A 22,658-nucleotide genomic window follows, 5' to 3' on the forward strand; every position below is an offset into this window, starting at 1 on the left:
TGCAGGCATCACGGCGTAGACGCTGCAAGCCGCAGTGCTAGGACTAGGCAGGGCTTTTAGTTGTTGTCTTGATGCAGGGGGGGGACTGCGCAGGCCCACAGCGTCAAGCCTGTAAGGCTTTGGCTGCCAGGTCTTTGTGCCAGGACCTCGCCAGGCCAGTGCGGTGACTGTGACCAGTGATTGGTGTGCTTGCCGTCGACTTCCCGGTTCATTTCCTGCTATTGCCCTTCATGGTCTGGACCTGGCTGCGCACGGGGTATGCATCAGCCTGTCTTGACCTCTGCAGGGGCAGAAATCAAGGAGTTCGAGGGGCAATGTAGGGCCGGTGCCGTGAATGGACTTAACGCATGCCGCAATTTAATTGCCAGATCATGACAGCCGAGGGTAAGCCTTAGGGTCGGCCCTGCCGTGGCAAGGCGGTGGAAGAAGCGGCAGTTTTGCGCGGCGATGGCGTGCGCCATCGAGAGCCATGCTCCCCTGAGCTTGCAGTTGCACGGGGGACAGACAGCCGTTTCATGGGCGGATGGCTGATGTGGCTGAGTCTGTTTTTTGATACGGCAGCGCTTTGAGATCAGTGCAGGGGCCGATCGGGCTTCTATTTGCACCAGCGGATTGCCAGAACTTTTGAGCCGCCACATGCTGCTCGAAGGAACGCCCGGCATGGCTCCGGGCGTTGGGTGGATCGCAGGGGACAGCGATGGGGAGGGCCGCGTCAGGCCTTTTTCAGAAACTCGGATTTGAGAATGAATGGACCCTGATCCGTCTTGCAGTCCACGTCATGGTCGCCGTTGTCATAGACCAGGCGGATGCCTTTGATCTTGGTGCCTTTTTTGATGATGGTAGAGGAACCCTTGACTTTCAGGTCCTTGACCAGCAGCACGCTGTCGCCGTCGGCCAGCGGCGTGCCGTTGGCATCCTTGATGATGCGGGGGCCGTTGTCTTCATCGGCAATGGTTTTTGTATGGGCCGACCATTCATGGGCGCAATCGGGGCAGATCAGCAGATCGCCATCGGGATAGGTATTGTCCAGGCCGCATTGGGGGCAAGAGGGGAGGGTGGCTGTGCTCAAGGATTCGCTTCCGTTCAAAGAGTAAGCACCAAGCCTAGCTGCTAAACAGTAGTGTCCCGGATTGGTGCGGATTGCAAGACGGCCATGCCCGAGGCTAGGGCGCAGCCGCATGGCATGAATTCTACGTTTTTGATAGCTGCTGGCGCTTTCTGGGTAAGCGTCAGAGGTTGTTTTGTCTTGAGTTCTTGTGGGGAATCAACGCACCAGATGCTCGGCCAGAAAGTCGATGAACACCCGTGTCTTGCGTGGCAGGTGGCGGCTGCCGGGGAAGACCAGGTGAATCGGCTGGCTGGGCAGGGCGTACTCGGGCAGCACGCGCTGCAGCTGGCCGCTGCGCACATCGTCCTGCACCAGCCAGTCGGGCAGCACGGCTACACCCAGGCCCGCCAGCGACAGCGTACGAATCGCGCTCGATGAATTGGACTGGTGGGCGGCGCGGCCCTGCACCTCGGTCTGCTGACCCTGGGCGCTTTCCGGCACCCAGTGCGTGGGGCTGTCCAGATTGCTGTTGGCAATCCAGGGCAGATCGGCCAGGTCTTGCGGCTGCTGCACGGCTTGCAGGCCAGTCAACCGGGGCGATGCGACCAGCCAGATTTCATAATCCGCCAGCTTGCGGCTTTTGAGGCTGGAATCGGCGAGGCTGCCCAGGCGCACAACCAGGTCGAGCTTTTTGGCTACCAGATCGCTGAGCGAGGAATTGGCATCGTGGCTGATGGCAATGCCTGGGTAGCGCTGCACAAACTGCGGGATCAGCGGCAGCACATAGCGCTCGCCAAACTCGGCCGTGGTGCTGATGCGTAGCTGCCCGCGCAGGCGGCGGCTGCCGTGCTGGGCATTGTCAAATGCAGCTTCGATATGGCCGAAGATCTGCTTGAACTCGTCATAGAACTGCTGGCCGCTTTCCGTCAACGCCACCGACCGCGTGCTGCGCACCAGCAACGTAATGGACAGGGCTTCTTCCAGCGCCTTTACATGCAGGCTGGCCATGGCCTTGCTGATGTTCAGGTAGTCGGCGGCCTTGGTGTAGCTGCCCAGTTCCACCACGGCCAGAAAAGTCTGCACGCGGTGAAGCTGGGTGTGGATGGCAGTGCTTGTGGTGGCGGCCATTGTTCAGTTTGATCAAACAAAGTATCAAGCATAGCGGTATCGACGTGGGCAACTGCGCTGCCTACTATGCGCAGCTCAAAGGACAGACATGAGCTACCGTTACCGCATTGCCCTGGTGTTTTTGACCGGGTTTTTTATCGACTGCATCAATATCTTCATGCCCGCAGTCGCCTTGCCACGCCTGGCTGCCGAGTTCGAGACAGCCAGCCTGGACACCGCCTGGGTGGGCAATGCCTACATCCTGGGCCTGACCTTGGTGATTCCCATCAGCACGCGGCTGGCCGGCCGCTGGGGCGCGCGGCGTTTGCTGGCAGCTTCCATGCTGGTGTTTGCACTGGCTGTGGCGGCTTGCGGCATGGCGGGCAGTTTTACGGCCGTGGTGGTTTGGCGCTTCGTGCAGGGAATGGCCGGCGGGCTGTTGATTCCCGTGGGGCAGGCCATGGCCTTTGCCTTGTTTCAGGGGACGGAGCGTGCACGCATTTCCACCCTGGTCATGGCCGTGGCCCTGATTGCACCGGCTTTGTCACCGGGACTGGGCGGGCTGATTGTGGACAGCAGTTCCTGGCGCTGGGTGTTTTTTGCCAACATTCCGTTGGCTCTGGCAGCCGCGCTGCTGGCCTGGTGCTGGGTGCGCGATTCGGCAGAGTCATTCGAGCCGCCGGTTGCAGCCAAGCCGGATATGACCGGACTGCTGCTGATCGGCACGGCACTGACTGCCGTGCTCATGGGCATGTCGCTGTACGGTGCAGGCCGTGGCCGGGTTGGGGCGCTGCTGTGTCTTGCGCTGGGTCTGGCAGCCAGCGCGCTCTATCTGCGCCACTGGCGCAATGCGGCAGACCCAGTGGTCGAGCTGCGCTTGCTGCGCAGCCCACGCCTGCGGGTGTCCATGGCCGTGTACTACGCCGTGCCCGGCGTGTTTACCGGCGTCAATCTGCTGAGCCTGTTTTTTCTGCAAGACGTGCTGGCCCTGAGCGCCCAGCGCTCGGGCATGTTCATGCTGGTCTATGCCGGCGGCGCGCTGCTGGCCATGCTGATGTGCGGCCGCATCTACAACCGCGTGGGGGCGAGGCCGCTGTTTGTGGTCGGTCTGCTGCTGCACAGCCTGGGTATTGCCTGCCTGATGGCGGTGAACAGCACGGGCGATCTGCTAGCCCTGGTACTGGCCTATGCCCTGATGGGCCTGGGCGGCGGCCTGGCTGCCAACGCCGCGCAAACCACGGCGCTGATGGATTTTCATGGCTCGGAACTGCCCCAGGCCAGCGTGGTCTGGAACATCAACCGCCAGATGGCATTCAGCGTGGGCGCGGCCCTGTTTTTGATGATCTTCAACCTGCTGCAGCCGCATATCGGTGCGCTGGCGGCCTATCACGCAAGCTTTGCCGTTGCCGCCCTGGTGGGGCTGCTGCCGCTGACCTGTTTACACACCTTGAAAAAAGCCAGGCATGAACGACCAGAACCTCAAAGCCGCCGCACAAAGCATTAACGATGTGCATGCCCTGATCCAGACCGTTTTTACTCAAAAGGGCGATGCCGCCCAAGCTGCTGCCAAGGCGCTGATGCAGGTGTTTGCCGAAGGCTTCAGCATGGTCACCACAGGCGGCAGGATCGTGACGCGTGCCCAGGTACAGCAGATGTTTGAGGGCGCTGCTGGCGGCAGGCCCGGTTTGCAGATGGCGGTGGATGAGCTGACAAGCATCTGGCAGGTGGGCTCACATATCGCGCTGCGCTACCGCGAAACACATATGCTGGCCGGCGTTAGCCATGCGCGCTATTCCACGGCGATTCTGGAAGTCGCAGCTGACGGCGTGCTGTGGCATGCGCTGCACGAGACAGCTATTGCTTGATCTTGAATCTCAGTCCATCACAAAGATGGGCGCAGCTGTGCGAAACGGCAGCCTGCGGCCCGCAGGCAGCAGATAGGCATGCTCGCGTGGCACGCGCAGCGGGTCGCACTGGCCATCGGTGATGATGAGGATGGGGCCGTCCTTGGGAAAGTCGTCGGCCTGAAGCAGCAGATCCACGCCCGGTTGCAGCACGGTGCCGCCACGGCCTTTGAGGGCGATGCGCTGGGCAAGGTCGGCGGCCGGCAGATAGCCCAGGTCATAGGCCGCGGCATCGCAGCAGATCAGGCGCACAGCGGGCACATCCTTGGCCTCGGCATAGCTGGCGATGGCACCCAGTGCCTTGGCCAGCACATGGCGCTCCATGGAGCCCGAGGTGTCCAGCACCACGCCGAAGGTGCGGCCTTGCAGCCAGCGGCTGTCTGCCTGAATGCGGGGCCTGGGAATATCGGGCGTGGCGCTCTGGCGGCGGCTGATGCGGGCATAGCTGCGCCGCGTTTCAATGGGCGGAAAGTGGTGGTCGAACCAGCGTGCCAGCTCGACCTGCCAGTCAATCGGCGGCTGCAACAGAGCGCGGATTTCTTCGATCAGTCCCGCGGGCAGCAGCCCGCCTGCGCTTTGCTCGTGGCGCAGAAGGCCTTTACCCAGCTGGGTGCGGCAGAACTCGTCGATATCGGTGTAGTCGCCCGCGTTGCGCTGACCGCCCGCATTGCGCTCCAGCATGTCCCCCTGGCCACCGGCCAGGGTGCGCAGCTTGCGCATGCGGCGCAGATCGTTCGCGATGCGGTCGTAGACCTCTTCGGCGCTGAGCCCGCGCAGCTCGGGGTCGTAGAGCAGGCCAATGCCTGGCGGCTGGCCCACGTCCATCTGAATCAGCCAGTCGTTGATGACAAAGTCGCAGGCCACATTCCACAGAAACGGCTCACGCCCGCGTCGGCGCAGCAGATGTCGCAGTGCGACGTGCAGGACTTCGTGGGCGATGACAAAGCGCAGCTCCAGCTCGGACAGGTGAGGGCCGGGGTTGATGTAGATGGTGCGCAGCACTTCGTCGACCGCGGCGACGGAGATGTCCTCGCGCTCGCAGATGCTGGCGTCCTCGACGATGTCAAACGCAGCGACCATGCTGCCCAGCAGTGGAAAGCTGTCCATGAACCAGTGGCGTGCGCGGTCCAGCGCGCTGCTGGCAGGGCGGCTCTGGCCAAACTCGCGGCGCACGCCTGCGGCCATTTCCACGGACTGGGTGACGGAGCGGGCCAGGCCCGCGGCAAACATTTCGGGCCAGTTGCCGTACCTGCGCCAATACGGCTGAGGCTTGCTGGTGGAGGAGGCGGGCTGCGGCCATTGCTGCGGCAGGGCCAGGCTGGGGTGGGCGCCGCCCTGGCCGGGACCGGCCAGGCTCAGCGACTGCGCCCAGGCGGGTATGCCTTGTTCGCAGAACTGCACATACCACTGGGCCTCGTCGCGCTGGGGCAGTCCGTCGGGCAGTTCCATGCCTTCGGGCGGACGGCCCAGCTTGATGGTCTGGATGAAGCGGGCCGTGACCACATCGCAGGCCGCGCTCCATTGTGCCCAATGGCTGCGGTCACGCTGAAACAGCTCCAGCGCGTAGCTGAGCGTTGCCCGCCCCAGGCAATACGCCCATTCCTCGGGGCTGGCCATGCGTTTGGGATGGATGTCGATCTGGCCGGTAAAGCGCTGGTGGTTGAGGCTGGCCTGAGCCCAGCCATGGGCCGGACACAGGGAATGTGCGCTGCGCACAAAGCCCAGACTGCGGCTGAGCTCGGTGAAGATGGGGTGTGCCTGCAGCAAGGCCAGGCCCTGCGTATAGGCCTGGGTGGCCGGCGTTTCGCGCGTTGGGGCTTTGGCCATCAGGCGTCAGGCCCTGGCCGTTTCGCGCGCTTCGACCAGTCGCGGCAGGTCGCGCACGATTTCCACCATATACCAGGCGGGCAGGGTCTGGCCGTCGCTTTCGGCGGTGACGATCTGGGCCATTTCCAGGCTGATCTGGGCCAGCTCCTTGAGCATGGCCTTGGACCGGTGCACGTTTTGCTGCAACTCGCCGCCGCTTTGCTGCTTGTCGGCGGGCAGGATCTTGAGCAGACGCGCGCGGAAGGCCTGGGCCAGGAAATACAGCACATCTCGGTCCTGCGGCGCATGGGGCCAGTTGGCGTCGCCCTTGAAGATGGCGTCCAGACGATGGCGGTCCTCGGCGAGTTTGTAGAAGGCCTTGAACTGCGCCGCATGCTGGGGCGTGAGGCAGCCGCTGCTCAGGGCCTCGAACGTATGCAGGTTCAGCGCATCGCCATAGGACTGCAGGGCGTCGCTCAGCATATGCCAGGAGCGCGGCGTGGAAAACGCCTCCTCATGCTTGGGCGGCTGGCTCCACAGATGGTCGGGACGCTGGGCCAGGTATTCGAGCACCAGAGTATGCAACTGGGCCTGCTGTGCCCATTGCAGCCACTCGCTGGCGCTGACCTTGAGCTGCACATGAATCATGCGGTTGACCAGGGCGGAGGACATGGTGCGCACAATCGCGGAGTCCTGGGCGCGGTTGCCTGCCGCAATCACGATGGAGCCCTCGGGCATCAGGTATTCGCCCACGCGGCGCTCCAGAATCAGGCTGTAGAAAGCCTTTTGCACATCCTGGCTGCAGGCGTTGAGCTCGTCCAGGAACAGGCAATAGGGCTGCTCGCGCGCAATCATGGCGGGCGGGCAAAAGCGGGTCACGCCGTCAATGATCTGCGGCACGCCCAGCAAATCTTCTGGCGCGAGCTGGCTGCCCAGCAGGGACACGCAGTCAAGCCCCACGCTTTGCGCAAAGTTCTGTACCAGTGCCGACTTGCCGATGCCTGGCGGCCCCCAGATGAACACGGGGCGTACGGTGGCGACGTTGAGAAGGAATTCGCTCAGTTGCGACGGAGTGAGAGCCAGACTGGTTTGCATGCTGCGTGCAGTCTAAGGCAAGTGCAGCGGTGTCCTGAGTATGCTCAGGCGGCCATGACCCGGGGTCTCGCGCGTCGCCGGTCGTCGCTCAAGGCTCCTGGAACGCCTGCATGCCTTGCATGCAATACAGCAGAAAGCGATTGGCCGCCGGGGACAGATGGCGGCCGGTGCGGGTGATGAGTTGCATTTCGGCGTCAAGAAATGCAGGGTTGTGAATGGGAATGGCGCGCAGGCGCCCGCTTGCCAGCTCGGCCGTGACGGAGCAGGGCGGCAGCAGGGTCACGCCCTGACCGCTGGTGACAAAGGCCAGCAGTACGCTGATGAGATTGCTGGTCAGCGCGGGGCTGAGGTGGATCTTGTCCTTGTGTTCCGCATACTCCACGAGCTGGCGAATTCCATACACGCCTTGCAACATGGCAACAGGCCATTGGCTGAGCTCCCGCAGCGAGGTTTGCTCAGCGCTGGCCAGCGGGTGCTGCGCATGCACGATGGCATGCATGGGCTGGCGCGCCGCACCGCGCGCGGTGATATGACTGTCGGCGGGCGGGTAGTAGACCAGGCCGATCTCGGCAGCATCCTCGCGAATGCGGCGCATGATCTCGGTCGTGCCGTAGATTTCCAGCGAGATGCTGACGCCCGGATATTGCTGGCGAAAGTTGCGAATGGGTCCGTCGATCAGCTCCTGCGCAAAGCCCTCGCCACTGACCACGCTGACACTGCCGCTGTGCAGGCCGCGCAGCGCATCGACCTTGGCCAGCATGTCGTGACGGTGGGCCGTATGTTCGCGGTGATAGTCCAGCAGCAACTGGCCGGCCTCGGTGGGCACCACGCCGCTGCGATGGCGCTCCAGCAGGGTCAGGCCCAGTTCCTCTTCGAGCAGGCTGATCTGGCGGCTGACGGCCGAGGGCACGATGCCAAGTTTTTCGGCTGCGGCACGAACGGAGCCGCAGTAGACGGCTTCAAACAGATAGCGGGCGCGGGAGTCTTGAAAGGCGGGCATGCGGCGATTGTCGTCGCCAAATTGCATCTGTATTCATACGTATGTTCACTTTTTTAGAACAGAAAAAGAATGCATATGCAATAAATGCATTGTTATATTCAGCGCCCGCATGGGTGAGCGCCAGCTTGGGCTGGCCGTGCCCATTTTCAGGGTTCAAAGCTATTTCAGCGCGTCGGCAGCGGCCGTCGTGCGCAAGGAAAGTTGATGCGTACAGAGGTGCAGCCGGCCAAGGCCGCGTTGAATGTGGGCAGCGTGGTGCAGGTATTTGCGCTGGCGCTGGTGATTGCGGCATTGTCCGAGTGGCTGGGGCCGCTGCCCATTTCGCTGGGCGTGGGCAAGGTGGTGCTGCTGCCCATGATCTGGGCACTGCTTATCGGCCTGGTGCTGGGTCTGCTGCGCAAGCGCATGCCCGGCCCGCTGCAACTGGGCCTGTACAGCCAGAACCTGGCCGCTGCCGTGCTGTCTTGCGCGCTGTTTCTGTTCATTGCCAAGCTGGGTCTGCTGGTCGGTGGTTCGCTGCCCAAGCTGGCGGAAGTCGGCTGGGGACTGGTGTTGCAGGAGTTGGGCAATCTGGTCGGTTGCGTCGCCCTGGGCATGCCCGTGGCACTGCTGCTGGGCATCAAGCGCGAAGCCATTGGCGCGACGTTCTCCATCGGTCGTGAGCCGGGTCTGGCCATCATCGGCGAGCGTTTCGGCATGGATTCGCCCGAAGGCCGTGGCGTGCTGGCCGAGTACATCACCGGCACGCTGATCGGCGCCATTTTCATCTCGCTGCTGGCCGGCTTTGTCTCCAGCCTCAATATCTTCCACCCGCTGGCCCTGGGCATGGGCGCCGGCGTTGGCTCGGGCAGCATGACGGCTGCCGCTGTGGGCGCGATCGCCGCCCAGCATCCCGAGATGAGCGACCAGATCGCCACCTTTGCCGCTGCTGCCAATCTGATTGCGACGACGGTGGGCACTTATCTGACGCTGTTCATCTCGCTGCCCCTGGCCCTGCGTGCCTATCAATGGCTGGAGCCGATTCTGGGCCGCAAGCGCAAGCAGGCCGTGGTGGAGCAGGCGGTAGACCTGTCTGCCGCCAAGGACGAAGAACAGGCGCAGGTGCCGGCGCTGGGTCTGGGCATGCGCTTCGCTTCCTGGGTTCTGGTCGGCGCCATGGTGCTGATCGGCAACCGCATCGGCCATGGCGTGCCCGTGATGGATGCGCTGCCCGGCGTGCTGCTCATCATTGCCGCTGTGTTTGTCGGCGACCTGATCTATGTCGGCACGCGCCGCATGCTGCCCGCCGTGTGCTGGATTTCGTTCATCGCCATGGCCATGACCTTCCCGCTCACGCCTTATGCCGCCGAAGTGGCAGCTTTGACCGGCAAGGTCAACTTCCTGGCCATGATCACGCCCATGCTTACGTTTGCGGGCCTGTCGCTGGCCAAGGACATCCCGGCCTTCCGCCGTCTGGGCTGGCGCATCGTGGTGGTTTCGCTGCTGGCCAATGCCGGTGTGTTCCTGGCCGCGACGCTGATCGCCCAGACCTTTGTCCACACGCTGTAAAACCGGAGCAAGACCATGATGAACACCATCAAATGGCCCGGCCAGCAGGAGCTGCAAGCCTGGCGTCACGACTTTCATCGTCATCCCGAAACCGCGTTTCAGGAGCACCGTACCAGCGCACGCGTGGCTGAGCTCCTGAAGAGCTTCGGTCTCGAAGTGCACACCGGCCTGGCCGGTACCGGCGTGGTCGCCGTGCTCAATGGCAGTCTTGGCGTCGGACTCTCCATCGGCCTGCGCGCCGATATGGATGCGCTGAATGTGACGGAACTCAACCAGTGTGAGCATGCGTCCACGCACGCCGGTCGTATGCATGCCTGTGGCCATGACGGGCATACCAGCATGTTGCTGGGGGCGGCCCAGGCTCTGAGCTCGGCGCCCGATTTTGCGGGGACCGTGTATTTCATCTTCCAGCCCGCCGAGGAAAACGAAGGTGGCGCGCGCGCCATGATCGAAGAAGGGCTGTTCAAGCGCTTTCCCATGGACGCGGTCTACAGCATGCATAACTGGCCGGGTCTGCCGGTGGGTACGGCGGGCGTGCATTCCACAGCCGTGATGGCAGCCTTCGACATCTTTGACCTGACGCTGAGCGGCAAGGGCTGCCATGCCGCCATGCCGCATCTGGGCAAGGACGCGTTGCTGGCGGCCTGTCAGCTGGTGACGCAGCTGCCCGCGCTGATTGCGCGCGAACAGGAGGTTCACAAGCCGGCCGTGCTGAGCGTGACCAGCTTCAACGCCGGCGATACCTACAACGTGATGCCCGAAGTCATCAAGTTGCGCGGCACCGTGCGCTGCTTCGACATGCCTCAGCGCGCGCGCATCGAACAACGTTTTCGCGATGCGATTGCCGCGACCTGCGCGCTGCACGGCCTGGAGGCCCATCTAGACTACCGCGTCAGCTATCCAGCGACCATCAACAACCCCAGGCATGCGGAAGTCTGCGCCGAGGTGCTGACCAGCGTGCTGGGCGAAGGCAAGGTGCGCCGCGATATGGTTCCCAGCATGGCCTCGGAAGACTTTGCCTTCATGGCGCAGGAATGCCCGGGCGTCTATATCTGGCTGGGCAATGGCGAGGACAGCGCCTCTCTGCACAATCCCAAGTACGACTTCAATGATGCCAATCTCCCGCTGGGTATGCGTTACTGGGTGGCGCTGGTGGGTACGCTGCTGAAGGACGGCAAGCTGCCAGCCTGAGAGCGCAGTTTTTGCCATACATACCTACGCCGGGTCAACGCAGAGTTGAGCCCGGCGTTTTTTATGATTTGGCGGTTTGCAAAACTGCACCAAGCAATGCATTCGGTCACAGAAATGTCGGAAGGCTGACACCCTTTAACGCCATTGGATGCAGGGGCCCTATGATGTTTGTAGCGCTCCGAGATAGTTCCTGTCGTTATCTGAACGGGAACTGGGGCGTGCGTGGCGGCCACCTTGATCCTGTGGGTGAAGAGCTGGTTGCGCAATAGCAGGTGTTGCATTCTGGCGCATGGCCGGGATTTCACGCGGCGCTGACCGCATCTCTTTCGCAACGCTGCCTGCACCAACCCTGGTGCCACGACTTTGTCGCATTGTCCGGGTCTTGATACAGGAGGGCGCTATATGCCGTTCGGCAATCTGGAGGCGGGCATCTGGCCTGCCGGATTTCCACCGCTGCTGAGCTGGTGCGTGCTGGTTTCGGCCGCCGCCTTGCTCGGTCATCTGGTTCATCGCTTTACCGGCTATCCACGCATGCTTGGCTACACGATGGTCGGTCTGCTTGCCGGCTGGGTGGGGTTTGGTGACCTGCCCTGGCCTCTGCAGGGCAGTTCGGCGCTGTTGCTGGAGCTTGCCGTGGGCGCGAGCTTGTTGCTGGCTGCATCTCAGGTTTCTCTTCCCTGGCTGCTGCGTCAGCCCTGGCTGCTTCTGCAAAGCCTGGGTGAGTCCTTGTTGACTCTGATGGTGGTGACTGCCGCCTTGCTGGTCCTGGGGTGGGGCTGGGCCGTCGCGCTGGCCGTCGGCGTGATATCCATGGCGGCATCGCCGGCTGTACTGCTGCGCATTGCCGATGATTTGCGTGCCAGCGGTGCAGTGACGGATCGCAGTCTGCTGCTGGCAACCATCAGCACCTTGCTGGCGCTGCTGGGGGCGCTGGTGCTGACGGTGGTATTTGTTCCGGCCACGGCTGCGGCGGGCGGCGGCCTGCAGTTCTCGGCTGCGGGACTGGGGCGTTTGCTGCTCAGCCTGCTGTTGACCCTGTTCTGGGCCTTGCTGGTCACGGCCGCTTTCTGGCCGGTGTTGCGCTGGCAGTCATCGCGCAGCGACAGCACGGCCTTCTATCTGCTCGCGGCCATGACTGCGGTCTGCCTGCTTGCCGAGCAATGGGGCGGTTCGGCTGCGCTGGGCTTTATGGTCGCGGGGCTGATGCTGCGCAATCTCAGCCCCATGCCCTTGATCTGGCCCCAGGCCTTTCAGGCGGCCAATGCCATGCTCAATCTGCTGATGTTTGTACTGGTTGCCAGTATGGCCGCCCAGGTCGGCATGTCGTTCGCTCTTGTGTCGGTAGTGGCTAGCGCTGTACTGGCAAGGGCAGTCGGCAAATTCTCTGCGGTTTTGCTATTGGGACACGGTACGGCCATAGGCTGGCGCAGACAATGGCCCGTGGCCTGCGGACAGTTTGCGCTCTCGGGTGTGGCCCTGCTTATGGTCTCTGTCCTGGTGTTGCAGTGGACTGCCTTCAACGCCAGCGTGGCCCAGCAGCTCGCGGCCATTGCCTTGCCCATGATTGCCTTGTGCGAGGTACTGGGTGTGCTGTTGGCTGCAACGGCGCTGTGGCGCAGCGGCGATGCCCATCGTGGCGTGGGCCGCGCAGCCTTGCAAAGAGGGGAGAGACGTCATGACGCATGAAGTCGAACACATCCAACCGACTGCAGCAGAGGCTGGTGGCCTGGGCGAATTCGCTCCATCTCAGGCATTGACGCTGGGCGTGGAGCTGGAGCTGCAGCTGCTCAACACCCATCACTACGATATGACGCCTTATGCGCCCGATATGTTGGCGCTGCTCAAGAACGCCAAGGTTCCAGGCTCCATCGTTCCCGAGGTGACGGCCAGCATGATCGAAATCTCTACCGGCATTTGTAGCGATGCACAGGACGCGTATGAGCAGTTGGCGGTCACGCGCGATGCCCTGGTCAAGGCGGCTGACCGGCTCAATATCGCGCTGGCCGGTGGCGGTACGCACCCGTTTCAGCAATGGCACCAGCAGCGCATTTACGACAAGCCGCGCTTCAAGGAACTGACGGCGCTGTACGGCTATCTGACCAAGCAGTTCACCATCTTCGGCCAGCATGTGCATGTGGGCTGTCCCAGTGCTGATGATGCGCTGATGATGCTGCACCGGCTCTCGCGCTATATCCCGCATTTCATTGCGCTGTCCGCATCCAGCCCCTTTGTGCAGGGGCAGGACACGGCGTTTGACTCTGCGCGCCTGAACTCGGTGTTCGCATTTCCTCTCTCGGGGCGCGCGCCATTTGCCTTGCACTGGGAGGACTTCGAGCGCTACTTTGTCAAGATGGCTGCCACGGGCGTGATTCACAGCATGAAGGACTTCTACTGGGATATCCGTCCCAAGCCGGAGTTCGGCACTGTGGAAGTACGTGTCTTCGATACGCCATTGTCCATCCATCGCGCGGCGCAACTGGCGGCCTATGTTCAGGCGCTGGGCGCCTGGTTCCTCAGTGAGCAGCCCTTCGAACCCAGCGAAGACGACTATCTGGTCTACACCTATAACCGCTTCCAGGCCTGCCGGTTTGGTCTGGACGGCACCTATGTGGACCCCGCCTCCAGCGAGCAACTGCCGCTGCGCGAGCATATTGAGCAGACGCTGGAGCGCATCACCGCCCATTCGCCGGCATCCGGCAAGAGCGCTTTGCGGGAGCTGGCCCAGGTGCTGCAGGGCGGCAACGATGCGAGCTGGCTGCGCGGGAGCTATGCCCGGGTGCAGCAGTTGCCGGAGGTGGTACGCCAGGCTTCGCTCAGATTTGCCGGCAGGCCCTGATTGGCGTTGACATTATCGGCTCGGCGCAAGGCATTAGAGTTGCCAGCACTTAAGAGTGCGGGTTGATAAGGCTTGAGTAAAGCCTGTGCCAGTCCTGCTTTGACCCGCGGGTGCGGCTTTCCTCATGGCCTGAGCCAAGCGGCGCCTGCCTTTATCGGAAATGAGCGATTTCATGGTTGCGACCGTCATCCTTGGCATGCTCTGCGTGCATCTGTTGTGTTTTTGCGTGCTGTTCATGCTGATCAGTCGCAGGCTGCCCGGCAGAAAAATGGGCATGGAAGTCTTTGCTCTGGGCAATCTGCTGCTTGGCTGCGCGTATATATTGCAGCTGCTGGGCGGCAAGCCTGGCTGGAGTGTTATGAGCCTCGTCAATCACACGCTGACGCTGTGCGCGCCGGTAGTGTATGTGCTGGGCGCGATGCGGTTCTTCAATCAGCCGACCCCGGTATGGCGTCCGCTGGTGGTTCTGGCGCTGGCCTACAGTGCGGCTCAGGTGCTGGTGCAGTCTGCGCTGGGTCCGGAGGCGCGTCATGCCATGTTGGCTGCGGCCTGCGCTTTGCTGTTTCTCTGCATGACGATCGCTTTGCTCTGGGGAACGCGCAGCTTTGCCAGGAATATGGCCGTGGAGATGGTGGTGTTTGCCATCCTGATCGCGGGCATATGTGTTCTCAATGCCATGAAGTTCATGCTGATTCTGAAGGGGGGATTGCAGGCTTTGGACATGAACAGCCGGTTCCAGATGGTGTTCTATGTCTATATGTCTTTCCTCGGTACGGTGATTCCGCCAGGCGCTGTCTGGCTGGCCTTGCGCCGTCTGACCGATGAACTCGGCAGCATGGCAGCGCAGGACCCGCTGACCAAGCTGCTCAATCGTCGTGGTTTGCTAGATGGTCTGGAGGCGCATTTCGCAGCCAGGAAAGCCGAACCTGTCCACCTCTTGATCGTGGACATTGACCATTTCAAGCGCATCAACGACAACTATGGACACCAGTTTGGCGACAACGTGCTGTATCGCGTGGCAGAAGCGATTCAGCAGAGCACGCGCAGAAGTGATCTGAAATGTCGTCTGGGCGGCGAGGAGTTTCTGGTCCTTTGCCCGGGCCTGAAGGGCGATGAAGTTCTGCAACTGGCCGAAAGAATACGTGCGGCGATTGCAGCAATCGCGATACCTGGAATCAGCCTGCACGGCTCTGTCACTTGCACGGCGACGATTGGCGTTTCCAATCCGTTCATCACTTCTAAGGCATTTGACATCACGCTGCAGCAGGCCGATATTGCTCTTTATCGGGGCAAGAGCGCCGGGCGCAACCGCGTTCAGCGTGCGGACCCCGAATACCTTGTGCCTCAGGTGCCAGAAAGCAAGGCAAGAAGATCAAGCCTTTCTAACCGGGAAAGGGCCTGAGGGCAGTCAGGCGGCGATCACCGTCACGGCATAGCCCTTGCCGCTGGCAATCACGTCCAGAAGGCGATCGATATTGGGATGGGCACCGGGGCGTGCCTTGGCGTCTTCGGTATGCTCGGCAAACAGCTGCAGACCTTCTTCGGCAGCGGCGACATTGATGCTGCCATGTCTTGCGTAGAGCGCGTTGTAGACCGTGACCGAGCCGGCTTTGCCAGGCGCATTCGGGATGCTTGCGGCCAGCTTGCCCTCCGAGTCGATCAGCTGCAGCTCGGCGATATGGGCGATGGAGGGAAGTTGCTTGAGGTTGTCGGAAAAGGCCATGGTGTGCTCGCGATGGTCGCTATGATGGAACCCGCTATTGTGGGGCAGCCTGATGGCCTGTTCAGTTTCGGGCCTTGTTTTGCTCCAGCGCCCGCAGCGCCTGCTGCATCTGCGCAAGCGCTGGCGCATATTCGGGCAACTCGGCAATTTCATCCATTTCGCGCTGCATCAGTTGCTGAACCTGTGCTGCGAGGTCCTGCCACTGCGGGGCGCTCATGAGTGCCTGCGCCGCCTGCAAGAAATCAGCTTCAGTCTCGTAGGACAGCGAAAGCTTGCGCACCACATTGAGGGCAAATGGCGGGCACAGCAGAATCTGAAATGCAGTGGAGCGCGCGAAGGCACGATTGCTGTGGCCCTGCTTGCCGTGGCGCAGGGCAAGCCAGCTCAGGCAGGCGGTGCTGAGATAGATCAGCGCGAGTGCGATCAGCTGCAGCAGTTCGGAATGCAGCACCAGCAAGGCGGCGGGAAGACCGAGAAACAGCAGTGCCGCCAGCAGATACAGCGGCAGCGCAAACGCCTTGAAGCTGCGGGCATGTGCCTCCACTGCCTTTGAAAATACCGCGTCACCGGGCAGATGAATCCGGGTGGTGCTCCAGCGCTGCCGGTAGGCGGGCCGGTGCAGTGCAAAGACAGGCAGCCATAGCAGGCGGTTCTGACGCAGCTCGAAGCCCTGGCTGGCCAGTTGTGCCCGCCATCCCGATCGTAGCGGGCTCAGCAAACCCTCTTCTGGCTTGAGCAGCAAGGCAGTGTCATAAAGATAGAACAGTACGATGGCCAGAACTACCTGCAGCTGCGTGGAGATCGTGAAGTACAAGACGGCTTTCGTGACAAGACAAACCCCGCGATCTTAGCGATGCGCGGGGTGGGGTTGCAGGAGTGAAGCTGCGGCCGACCTAATGCTTTATTCAGCGGCTTTCTTGCGGCCAAGCAGTTTGCCTATGCCAGCGAACAGCGCGACCGCTGCGGCGGCGATGATCTTCCAGCCTGCAGCCAGAAAGCCTGCAATCGCACCCCAGAGGCCTTTCTTGGTGGCCACTGCGGCAGCACCGCCGAGTACCAGTGCACCCAGGCCGATGGCGGCGACCTTGTCACCGTTCTTGAACTCGGCATAGGTCTGGCCGCTGTTGTAGTCGAAGCCGGCGAGTACCTTTTTGAACTCATCGGTGTTCTGGGCGAGTGTGGCGGTGTCGGATACCAGGGTGGCTGTCATCACGCCGCTGCGGCCCAGAATGCGCGAGGTGTAGTTGACATTTTTCTCGCCCGACTCTCCGCGCAGACGCAGGCCCCACTCAAGTCGCTTGGTGGCGGTGTCGTAATGTGGGGGAACCTGCCAGCCATCGGTGTACAGCGCTTCAAGACCCAGCTTCTTGCGTTGCTCGTTGCCGGCCTTGTCGCCTGATTGCATGGATTTGAGCAAGTCGTTGGCATCGATCTTCTCGTCATCCTTCACGTAACCAGTTTCGTCATAGGAGAACACTGCAAACCAGTCCAGCGATTTGGGCGCAATCAAAAAGTGATCGCTGCTGGGCGGGTTGCCAAATGCCTGCAGCAGCTTGGACGTGTCGGCCTGTCCGAGAAAGGCATAGCCCGATGGAATCTTGATGCTGGCCTTGTCGGCGATTTCTCCCTTGCCGCTTTCCTGCCAGTGCAGGGCCTTGATTTCAGGAGGTAATTCCTGAGTGGCTTCAGTCTTGGCCGAGACGCCCAGAGAAAGTGACAGGCCGAGAACGGCGGCCGCGATGGACTTGAACATTCAATGAACTCCCGTGTTATGAATTTATTGAGGAAAGCTATTGGTAATAGCGAACTTGATTTCACATACATATTCGAATCATCGTCGTTGATTCGCAAGCGAAGCATAACGTGGCTCAAACTGAGCTGACACAAGTAGCCGGATTGATAGCGCAAAGCGTCAGTGATATCAGACAAACAGCATGTTTTTAGGAATTTTCTTGGAGATCGGTCATATGCACAGTGCCATAGCTTTCTTACAGGGACATGCCAGTCTGGGCATGGGTAGCTGGCATCTTGGCCAGGGGCGGCGTAGCTGGGACGAGGAGAAAGCGGCCTTGCTCACGGGGTTGCAGCTCGGCCTGAGCGTGATCGACACTGCCGAGATGTATGGCGACGGCCTATCCGAGAAACTGATTGGCGATGTGCTGCGTGAGTGGCCGTCCAGCAAGCCCCGGCCCTTTCTGGTCAGCAAGGTGCTGCCCATGCATGCTGGCCGCAAGGGAGTGATGCGTGCGTTCGGTGCCAGCTGCGAGCGCTTGGGAGTGGACTGCATGGACCTGTATTTGCTGCACTGGCGTGGCAGTACGCCGCTGGCCGAGACGGTGGCAGCGTTCGAGGACCTGAAGATGCAGGGCAAGATTCGCCATTGGGGCGTCTCCAATTTCGACACCGACGATATGAAGGAGCTGTGGCAAGTGCCGGGCGGACGCAACTGCGTGGTCAATCAGGTGCTCTACAACGTTTTCAGCCGCGGCATCGAATATGACTTGCTGCCCTGGTGCCAGAACAACGGCGTGACCGTGATGGCGTATTGCCCGCTTGGACATGGTGAGCTGATCGAGCAAAGTTTGCTGGCCGAAATCGGTGCTCGCCATGGTGTCAGTGCCAGTGTGGTGGCTCTGACCTGGGCGCTGCGCAGCGGCCATGTGCTGCCAATTCCCGAGAGCGGCTCGGCAGACCATATCCGAGACAACGTCTGCGCACTGCAGCTCAGGCTCAGTGCCGAGGAGCTGGCGCTGATCGATGCTGCATCGCCCCCGCCGCGCTTCAAGCAGCCGCTGGACATTCTCTGAGCAAGAAGGGCGTCAGCGTCGGTCGAGGTGGCGTTGCCGGTTGCGGTCCCTGCCTGTGCCGGCTCCCAGACCAATGCCCCTCGCTCCCATTTCTGCTCCCGGATCGCTGGCGCCTGCGTCATCATTGCCACCAGCACTCTGACCTTCGACGGCTTTGCTGATCCCTACGGCTGCCCCGTGCTCGGCCGTGTTCTTGCGCGATCCGGGCTAAGGGCTGCCTGTGTTGACAGTGCTTGCGAGCCTGCTTGTCTATCGGCCTCATGTTTTGTCATATGCTAGATAGTTGACATATCACCTAGCTGAGAAAAAGAGACAACGTGGTGGAGCCTGTGACTAGCCGGGGTCTGAACCCCTCATGGATCATCGTCGCTGCGGGCGTCAGTGCCTCGCTGCATGTGGGCAAGCTACCGCCCGCCGTACCCCTGCTGCAGCAGCAACTGGGCATGTCCCTGGTGCAGGCGGGATTCTTGCTCTCCACCGTCCAGGTGGCGGGCATGGTGCTGGGCCTGGTGGTGGGCCTGGGGGCAGACAAATGGGGGCTGCGTCGCAGCCTGCTGACAGGGCTGATGATGATGGCACTGTCCAGCTTGGTGGGGGCTGCGGCCACGGACTTCACCTGGCTGCTGGCGCTGCGCGCTCTGGAAGGTCTGGGTTTTTTGCTGGTTGCCATGCCTGCTCCAGGGCTGATTCGTCGCAGCGTCAAGCCGTCAGAACTGGGGGCGCGCATGGGCTGGTGGGGCTCTTATATGCCCATTGGCAGTGCCTTGGGCTTGCTGCTTGGGCCATGGGTGCTGCAGGCGACCAGTTGGCAGACTTGGTGGCTTGCACTGGGCTTTACTTCCGCCTTGGCGGCCTATGCCGTCTGGCGCATGGTGCCTGCGGATGCAACTGCAACTGCAGCCGTCGCAGCCACTGCCGATGAGAGATGGCGTCCGCGTCTGGCGCTCACATTGCGCAGCCCCGGCCCCTGGCTGGTGTCACTGGGCTTTATGGTGTATTCGGGTCAGTGGATGGGCATTGTCGGCTTTCTGCCCACGCTTTATTCGGAAGCAGGACTTAGTGCCAAGCTGGCGGGCCTGCTGACGGCCGTGGTCGCCGCCAGCAATATACTGGGCAATGTGGCGGCAGGCAGGTTGTTGCACCGCGGCTGGAGTCCTGCGCACTGCCTGCAGACCGGCTATGTGCTGATGGGGCTGACGGCGCTGCTGGCCTATGTGCAGATCGGGGGCGAGCCGCTGGCTCCTCTGTGGCTGCGCTTTGTGGCCGTGGCGCTGTTCTCTGCGACGGGCGGCCTGATACCGGCGACCCTGTTCACAACGGCCATGCATCTGGCGCCCAGCCAGGCCACGGTGTCCACCACCGTGGGTTTCATGCAGCAATGGTCTTGCGTGGGGCAATTCGCAGGTCCTCCGCTGGTGGCGGCCGTGGCCATGCAGATGGGAGGTTGGCAGTTCACCTGGATGGTGACGGGCAGCATGTGCGTGTTGGGCTGGTTGCTGGCGCTGGGAGTGGGTCGTTGCTGGAGCCACCTCAGGGATTGAGACCAGGGAATGATGCTCTGTATTGATGAGCTTGCAGTTCTTGTCGGATAGGCGCGGTAGCCCGATTTGATGCATTGTTTTGAGTTGACGCACAGGACCCAATTGCCAGCTCAAGCATGATTCGAGTCTGAACTGCGGTTACGCTGCAGTCTTGTGGAGGTCCATGATGCAAAAGCGCCAGTTTCTCGCCACCGCAGCCTCGCTGACGGTATTGTCATCAACGCCCTGGCTCGCGGGCTGTGCCTCGCGTCGTACCAAGACGGCGGTCAAGCCCGCCGAGCTGATCTATTACGGCGGCCCGATTCTCACCATGAACGACGCTCAGCCCCAGGTGGAGGCCGTGGCGGTGAGTGCCGGGATGATTGCCGCCATTGGCTCGGCTCAGGAACTGGAGGCCTTGCGCGGCGCTTCCACGCGCATGGTGGACTTGCAGGGGCGCACGCTGATTCCGGGTTTTGTGGATCCGCACAGCCATATCGGCGGCGTGGGGTTGCAGGCCATTTCGGCCAATCTGCTGCCTCCGCCCGACGGCGGCAACGCCTCTATCGCCGACCTGCAGCAGACGCTGCGTGAGTACATCAAGACTTCACCCGAGGTCAAGCAGCTTGGCATCGTGCTCGGCTTTGGTTATGACGATTCCCAGCTTCAGGAGCGGCGCCATCCCACACGTGACGACCTCGATGCCGTCTCCCGTGATCTGCCGATTGCCGTGATTCACCAGTCCGGGCACTTCGGTGCACTCAATTCCGCGGCCCTGGCCCGTGCCGGCATCGGGCCCGGCACTCCCAATCCAGAGGGCGGCGTGATCCGCCGCCGTGCCGGCAGCCCGGTGCCCAACGGGGTGCTGGAGGAGAACGCCTTCTTCCACAGCCTGGGCAGGATCATGCCCAAGCTCACGCTGGAGCAATCCATGGACTGGCTGGAAAAAGCCCAGCAGCTCTATCTGGAGTTCGGCTATACCACGGTGCAGGACGGTCGCTCCGACGCAGCTGCCATTGCCTCGGCCATGGCGGCTGCCGAGTCCCGTCGGCTGGTCATCGACGTGGTGTCCTATCCCGACATACTGCAACTGGGCGACGGCGCGCTGGCCAACAAGCTCAAGTTCAGCCGCAGCTATACCAATCGCTTCCGCATTGGCGGTGTCAAGCTCACGCTCGATGGCTCGCCCCAGGGCAAGACGGCCTGGCTGACCGAGCCCTATCTGGTACCGCCCGATGGCCAGCAGCCCGGCTACCGCGGCTACGGGGTGCTCAGCGATGTCAGGGCCAACGAGCAGGTGGCCAGGGCCATCCACAACGGCTGGCAGATTCTGGTGCATGGCAACGGCGATGCGGCGATCGATCAGTTCATTGCAGCCGTGCGAGCCAGCGGTCCCGTGGAGCAGGCGCGTGCTGTACGCCCGGTGCTGATCCACGGTCAGACGCTGCGGCGCGACCAGGTGAGCCAGCTCAAGGAGCTGGGCATTTTCCCGTCGCTGTTTCCCATGCATACCTTTTACTGGGGCGACTGGCACCACGACTCGGTGCTGGGCGATCCGCGTGCGCAGAACATCTCGCCGACAGGCTGGGTGCTGGGCGAGGGCATGGTGTTCACCTCTCACCACGATGCGCCTGTGGCCCTGCCATCGTCGATGCGCGTGCTCGATGCCACGGTGAATCGCACGACGCGCTCAGGGCGTGTGCTGGGGCCGGAGCATCGCGTCTCGCCCTGGGTGGCGCTCAAGGCGCAGACCATATGGTCGGCCTACCAGCATTTCGAGGAAGACCGCAAGGGCTCCATCGAGGTCGGCAAGCTGGCCGATCTGGTTGTGCTTTCGGACAACCCGCTGACCGTGCCGCCGCATCAGCTTGCCAATCTCCAGGTGCTGGAGACCATCAAGGAAGGGCGCACGGTTTACAAGCGCGACGGGTCAAACTTCTGATTTGAGGGCTGCCTGCGATGGATGGGTATGCGTTTGGGTGAATGTTTTTCACGCATCGCGCGAGCCGATAAGGGCGCGCAATGCACGCTCCAGTTGCTGGGCATTTTCGTGCACCAGCCGCCATTCGGGCTGAAGTACTTCTGTCGGTGCAGTTGATGCAGGGCAGCTGTCCATGGTCGCCAGTGGATCATCAGCCTTGAGCGCTACCACGGTTGGCTGGTTGGCCAGATCCAGACAGGCATGCGTCAGCCAGCGGCAGTAGTCGGCCATCGCCGCAGGCGGCGGCTTCCCGGTGTGGGCGGTGGCACGGTTCAGACTTTCGGCCAGCAGCAGAGCCGTGGCATAGACGCGCACGGCATGGCGGTCATAGCGGCGGGTGACAAAAGCCAGTCGCTCTGCATTGAGCCGTCCGCGCAATGACCAGCGGCGCGAGGAATGGGCCTGGCCTACGGCGGCGCGCAGGGCGGCCAGCGATTCATGGGCCAGTGATAGCTGGCCGAGGGCGGTTTCGGCCGCATCGGCTTTCTGCTGCTGGCAGGCCTTGAGAATCAGATCCAGACCGTTGGCAAGCTGCTTGAGAAAGATCGAGGCGGCCCGGCCCATATCCTTGATGGGATTGGAGGTCAGCAACACCTGGCTGAAGATAAGCCCGACCGCAGCACCGACCGTGACGTCCAGCAGACGGGCTCCGCCCGCCATGCTGGGGCCGAGCACCAGCACCAGAATCACCGAGACCCCGGCTTGAATCGGCACCACGGGCGCGGGGCCGATGATGGCGCCAAGCAGGATGGAGAGGAATGCGCCAAGACTCATGCGCAGCAACAGATGCTGCTCGGGCAACTGCCACAGCAGATCGCCGATCACGATACCCAGTGTGCAGCCTATGAGCAGACTGCGCGCCTGTTTCAGATGGCTGGGCAGTCCCGGGGCGAGGCAGATCACGGCAGTGACCACGGCGAAGGCGGGCTTGGGGTGGCCCCAAAGCTGCTGGGCGATGACCCAGGCCAGCATGCTGGCCAGTGCTGCAGCAATCGCATCACGCAGGGCCAGCCTGGCCCGCGATGGAAAAGTGGTCTTGGCACGACGCCAGGCCAGCATGAACGGGGTGCTCCAGCGCAATCTCAAACTCCT

Annotated in this window: 19 protein-coding genes; 10 read left to right on the top strand and 9 right to left on the bottom strand. The window is 62.1% G+C overall.

Annotated elements, in window-relative coordinates; all coding sequences use genetic code 11:
• Positions 1-712 precede the first annotated feature (712 nt).
• Together F0P97_RS12610 and F0P97_RS12615 are read right to left on the bottom strand one after the other, a co-directional pair.
• Positions 713-1,069: a zinc ribbon domain-containing protein YjdM gene (locus F0P97_RS12610; protein WP_182286993.1), complete on the bottom strand. Its 357-nt coding sequence runs from the start codon at positions 1,067-1,069 to the stop codon at positions 713-715.
• Positions 1,070-1,264: 195 nt separating this feature from the next.
• A complete protein-coding gene (locus tag F0P97_RS12615; RefSeq protein ID WP_182286994.1) occupies positions 1,265-2,176 on the bottom strand; it encodes a LysR family transcriptional regulator in 912 nt (303 codons plus the stop codon).
• 88 nt (positions 2,177-2,264) lie between these two features.
• Between F0P97_RS12615 and F0P97_RS12620 the strand changes: the two genes are divergently transcribed.
• The gene (locus F0P97_RS12620; RefSeq protein ID WP_182286995.1) at positions 2,265-3,659 is read left to right on the top strand and encodes an MFS transporter; all 1,395 of its coding nucleotides are present in this window, start codon (positions 2,265-2,267) and stop codon (positions 3,657-3,659) included.
• Positions 3,619-4,020, top strand: coding sequence for a DUF4440 domain-containing protein (locus tag F0P97_RS12625; protein WP_182286996.1), 402 nt, complete (start codon positions 3,619-3,621; stop codon positions 4,018-4,020). Before F0P97_RS12620 ends, F0P97_RS12625 begins: the two co-directional genes overlap by 41 nt.
• A gap of 9 nt (positions 4,021-4,029) precedes the next feature.
• Here F0P97_RS12625 and F0P97_RS12630 read toward each other — a convergent pair whose 3' ends face one another.
• From F0P97_RS12630 to F0P97_RS12640, 3 genes are all read right to left on the bottom strand, one after another.
• Entirely contained in the window at positions 4,030-5,886 is a 1,857-nt protein-coding gene (locus F0P97_RS12630) for a DUF2201 family putative metallopeptidase (protein WP_182286997.1), read from the bottom strand.
• A gap of 6 nt (positions 5,887-5,892) precedes the next feature.
• Positions 5,893-6,960, bottom strand: coding sequence for an AAA family ATPase (locus tag F0P97_RS12635; protein ID WP_182286998.1), 1,068 nt, complete (start codon positions 6,958-6,960; stop codon positions 5,893-5,895).
• 88 nt (positions 6,961-7,048) lie between these two features.
• Positions 7,049-7,987: a LysR family transcriptional regulator gene (locus F0P97_RS12640; protein WP_182286999.1), complete on the bottom strand. Its 939-nt coding sequence runs from the start codon at positions 7,985-7,987 to the stop codon at positions 7,049-7,051.
• A 177-nt stretch (positions 7,988-8,164) separates the two neighbouring features.
• Between F0P97_RS12640 and F0P97_RS12645 the strand changes: the two genes are divergently transcribed.
• The 5 genes from F0P97_RS12645 to F0P97_RS12665 all read left to right on the top strand — a co-directional run bounded on the left by F0P97_RS12645 (position 8,165) and on the right by F0P97_RS12665 (position 14,937).
• Entirely contained in the window at positions 8,165-9,508 is a 1,344-nt protein-coding gene (locus F0P97_RS12645; RefSeq protein WP_182287000.1) for a DUF3100 domain-containing protein, read from the top strand.
• Positions 9,509-9,523: 15 nt separating this feature from the next.
• Positions 9,524-10,699 carry a M20 aminoacylase family protein gene (locus F0P97_RS12650; protein WP_182287001.1) on the top strand — a complete coding sequence of 392 codons (1,176 nt, stop codon included), beginning with the start codon at positions 9,524-9,526 and terminating at the stop codon, positions 10,697-10,699.
• Positions 10,700-11,101: 402 nt separating this feature from the next.
• Positions 11,102-12,385, top strand: a complete 1,284-nt coding sequence (locus F0P97_RS12655) for a cation:proton antiporter (protein ID WP_182287002.1) — start codon at positions 11,102-11,104, stop codon at positions 12,383-12,385.
• The gene (locus F0P97_RS12660) at positions 12,375-13,535 is read left to right on the top strand and encodes a YbdK family carboxylate-amine ligase (protein WP_182287003.1); all 1,161 of its coding nucleotides are present in this window, start codon (positions 12,375-12,377) and stop codon (positions 13,533-13,535) included. Before F0P97_RS12655 ends, F0P97_RS12660 begins: the two co-directional genes overlap by 11 nt.
• 172 nt (positions 13,536-13,707) lie before the next feature.
• Positions 13,708-14,937, top strand: a complete 1,230-nt coding sequence (locus F0P97_RS12665; RefSeq protein ID WP_182287004.1) for a GGDEF domain-containing protein — start codon at positions 13,708-13,710, stop codon at positions 14,935-14,937.
• A gap of 6 nt (positions 14,938-14,943) precedes the next feature.
• Here the strand turns inward: F0P97_RS12665 and F0P97_RS12670 are convergent, their stop codons facing one another.
• The 3 genes from F0P97_RS12670 to F0P97_RS12680 form a co-directional block, all read right to left on the bottom strand.
• Positions 14,944-15,258, bottom strand: coding sequence for a DUF2322 family protein (locus F0P97_RS12670; RefSeq protein ID WP_182287005.1), 315 nt, complete (start codon positions 15,256-15,258; stop codon positions 14,944-14,946).
• 61 nt (positions 15,259-15,319) lie between these two features.
• Positions 15,320-16,072, bottom strand: a complete 753-nt coding sequence (locus F0P97_RS12675) for a hypothetical protein (RefSeq protein ID WP_182287006.1) — start codon at positions 16,070-16,072, stop codon at positions 15,320-15,322.
• An 87-nt stretch (positions 16,073-16,159) separates the two neighbouring features.
• On the bottom strand, positions 16,160-17,011 hold the full coding sequence (locus tag F0P97_RS12680; protein ID WP_182287007.1) for a DUF2167 domain-containing protein: 852 nt from the start codon (positions 17,009-17,011) through the stop codon (positions 16,160-16,162).
• Between the two features lie 214 nt (positions 17,012-17,225).
• Here F0P97_RS12680 and F0P97_RS12685 point away from each other — a divergent pair, with 214 nt between their 5' ends.
• From F0P97_RS12685 to F0P97_RS12695, 3 genes are all read left to right on the top strand, one after another.
• Positions 17,226-18,065, top strand: a complete 840-nt coding sequence (locus F0P97_RS12685) for an aldo/keto reductase (protein ID WP_182287008.1) — start codon at positions 17,226-17,228, stop codon at positions 18,063-18,065.
• A 320-nt stretch (positions 18,066-18,385) separates the two neighbouring features.
• Positions 18,386-19,606, top strand: a complete 1,221-nt coding sequence (locus F0P97_RS12690) for a CynX/NimT family MFS transporter (RefSeq protein WP_182287009.1) — start codon at positions 18,386-18,388, stop codon at positions 19,604-19,606.
• A gap of 166 nt (positions 19,607-19,772) precedes the next feature.
• Positions 19,773-21,527, top strand: coding sequence for an amidohydrolase (locus tag F0P97_RS12695; RefSeq protein ID WP_182287193.1), 1,755 nt, complete (start codon positions 19,773-19,775; stop codon positions 21,525-21,527).
• A gap of 48 nt (positions 21,528-21,575) precedes the next feature.
• Here F0P97_RS12695 and F0P97_RS12700 read toward each other — a convergent pair whose 3' ends face one another.
• Positions 21,576-22,646 (bottom strand): FUSC family protein, encoded by a 1,071-nt coding sequence (locus tag F0P97_RS12700; protein WP_232538228.1) that lies wholly within the window; start codon positions 22,644-22,646, stop codon positions 21,576-21,578.
• Between the last annotated feature and the right edge of the window lie 12 nt (positions 22,647-22,658).

Source organism: Comamonas testosteroni, from assembly GCF_014076415.1.
Lineage (GTDB): Bacteria > Pseudomonadota > Gammaproteobacteria > Burkholderiales > Burkholderiaceae_C > Comamonas > Comamonas testosteroni_F.

What these genes read in the sequence shown, in the direction of transcription:
- F0P97_RS12615 (WP_182286994.1), bottom strand. Translation starts at nt 2,176, where the DNA reads ATGGCCGCCACCACAAGCACTGCCATCCACACCCAGCTTCACCGCGTG.
- F0P97_RS12620 (WP_182286995.1), top strand. Translation starts at nt 2,265, where the DNA reads ATGAGCTACCGTTACCGCATTGCCCTGGTGTTTTTGACCGGGTTTTTT.
- F0P97_RS12625 (WP_182286996.1), top strand. Translation starts at nt 3,619, where the DNA reads ATGAACGACCAGAACCTCAAAGCCGCCGCACAAAGCATTAACGATGTG.
- F0P97_RS12630 (WP_182286997.1), bottom strand. Translation starts at nt 5,886, where the DNA reads ATGGCCAAAGCCCCAACGCGCGAAACGCCGGCCACCCAGGCCTATACG.
- F0P97_RS12635 (WP_182286998.1), bottom strand. Translation starts at nt 6,960, where the DNA reads ATGCAAACCAGTCTGGCTCTCACTCCGTCGCAACTGAGCGAATTCCTT.
- F0P97_RS12640 (WP_182286999.1), bottom strand. Translation starts at nt 7,987, where the DNA reads ATGCAATTTGGCGACGACAATCGCCGCATGCCCGCCTTTCAAGACTCC.
- F0P97_RS12645 (WP_182287000.1), top strand. Translation starts at nt 8,165, where the DNA reads ATGCGTACAGAGGTGCAGCCGGCCAAGGCCGCGTTGAATGTGGGCAGC.
- F0P97_RS12650 (WP_182287001.1), top strand. Translation starts at nt 9,524, where the DNA reads ATGATGAACACCATCAAATGGCCCGGCCAGCAGGAGCTGCAAGCCTGG.
- F0P97_RS12655 (WP_182287002.1), top strand. Translation starts at nt 11,102, where the DNA reads ATGCCGTTCGGCAATCTGGAGGCGGGCATCTGGCCTGCCGGATTTCCA.
- F0P97_RS12660 (WP_182287003.1), top strand. Translation starts at nt 12,375, where the DNA reads ATGACGCATGAAGTCGAACACATCCAACCGACTGCAGCAGAGGCTGGT.
- F0P97_RS12665 (WP_182287004.1), top strand. Translation starts at nt 13,708, where the DNA reads ATGGTTGCGACCGTCATCCTTGGCATGCTCTGCGTGCATCTGTTGTGT.
- F0P97_RS12670 (WP_182287005.1), bottom strand. Translation starts at nt 15,258, where the DNA reads ATGGCCTTTTCCGACAACCTCAAGCAACTTCCCTCCATCGCCCATATC.
- F0P97_RS12680 (WP_182287007.1), bottom strand. Translation starts at nt 17,011, where the DNA reads ATGTTCAAGTCCATCGCGGCCGCCGTTCTCGGCCTGTCACTTTCTCTG.
- F0P97_RS12685 (WP_182287008.1), top strand. Translation starts at nt 17,226, where the DNA reads ATGCACAGTGCCATAGCTTTCTTACAGGGACATGCCAGTCTGGGCATG.
- F0P97_RS12695 (WP_182287193.1), top strand. Translation starts at nt 19,773, where the DNA reads ATGCAAAAGCGCCAGTTTCTCGCCACCGCAGCCTCGCTGACGGTATTG.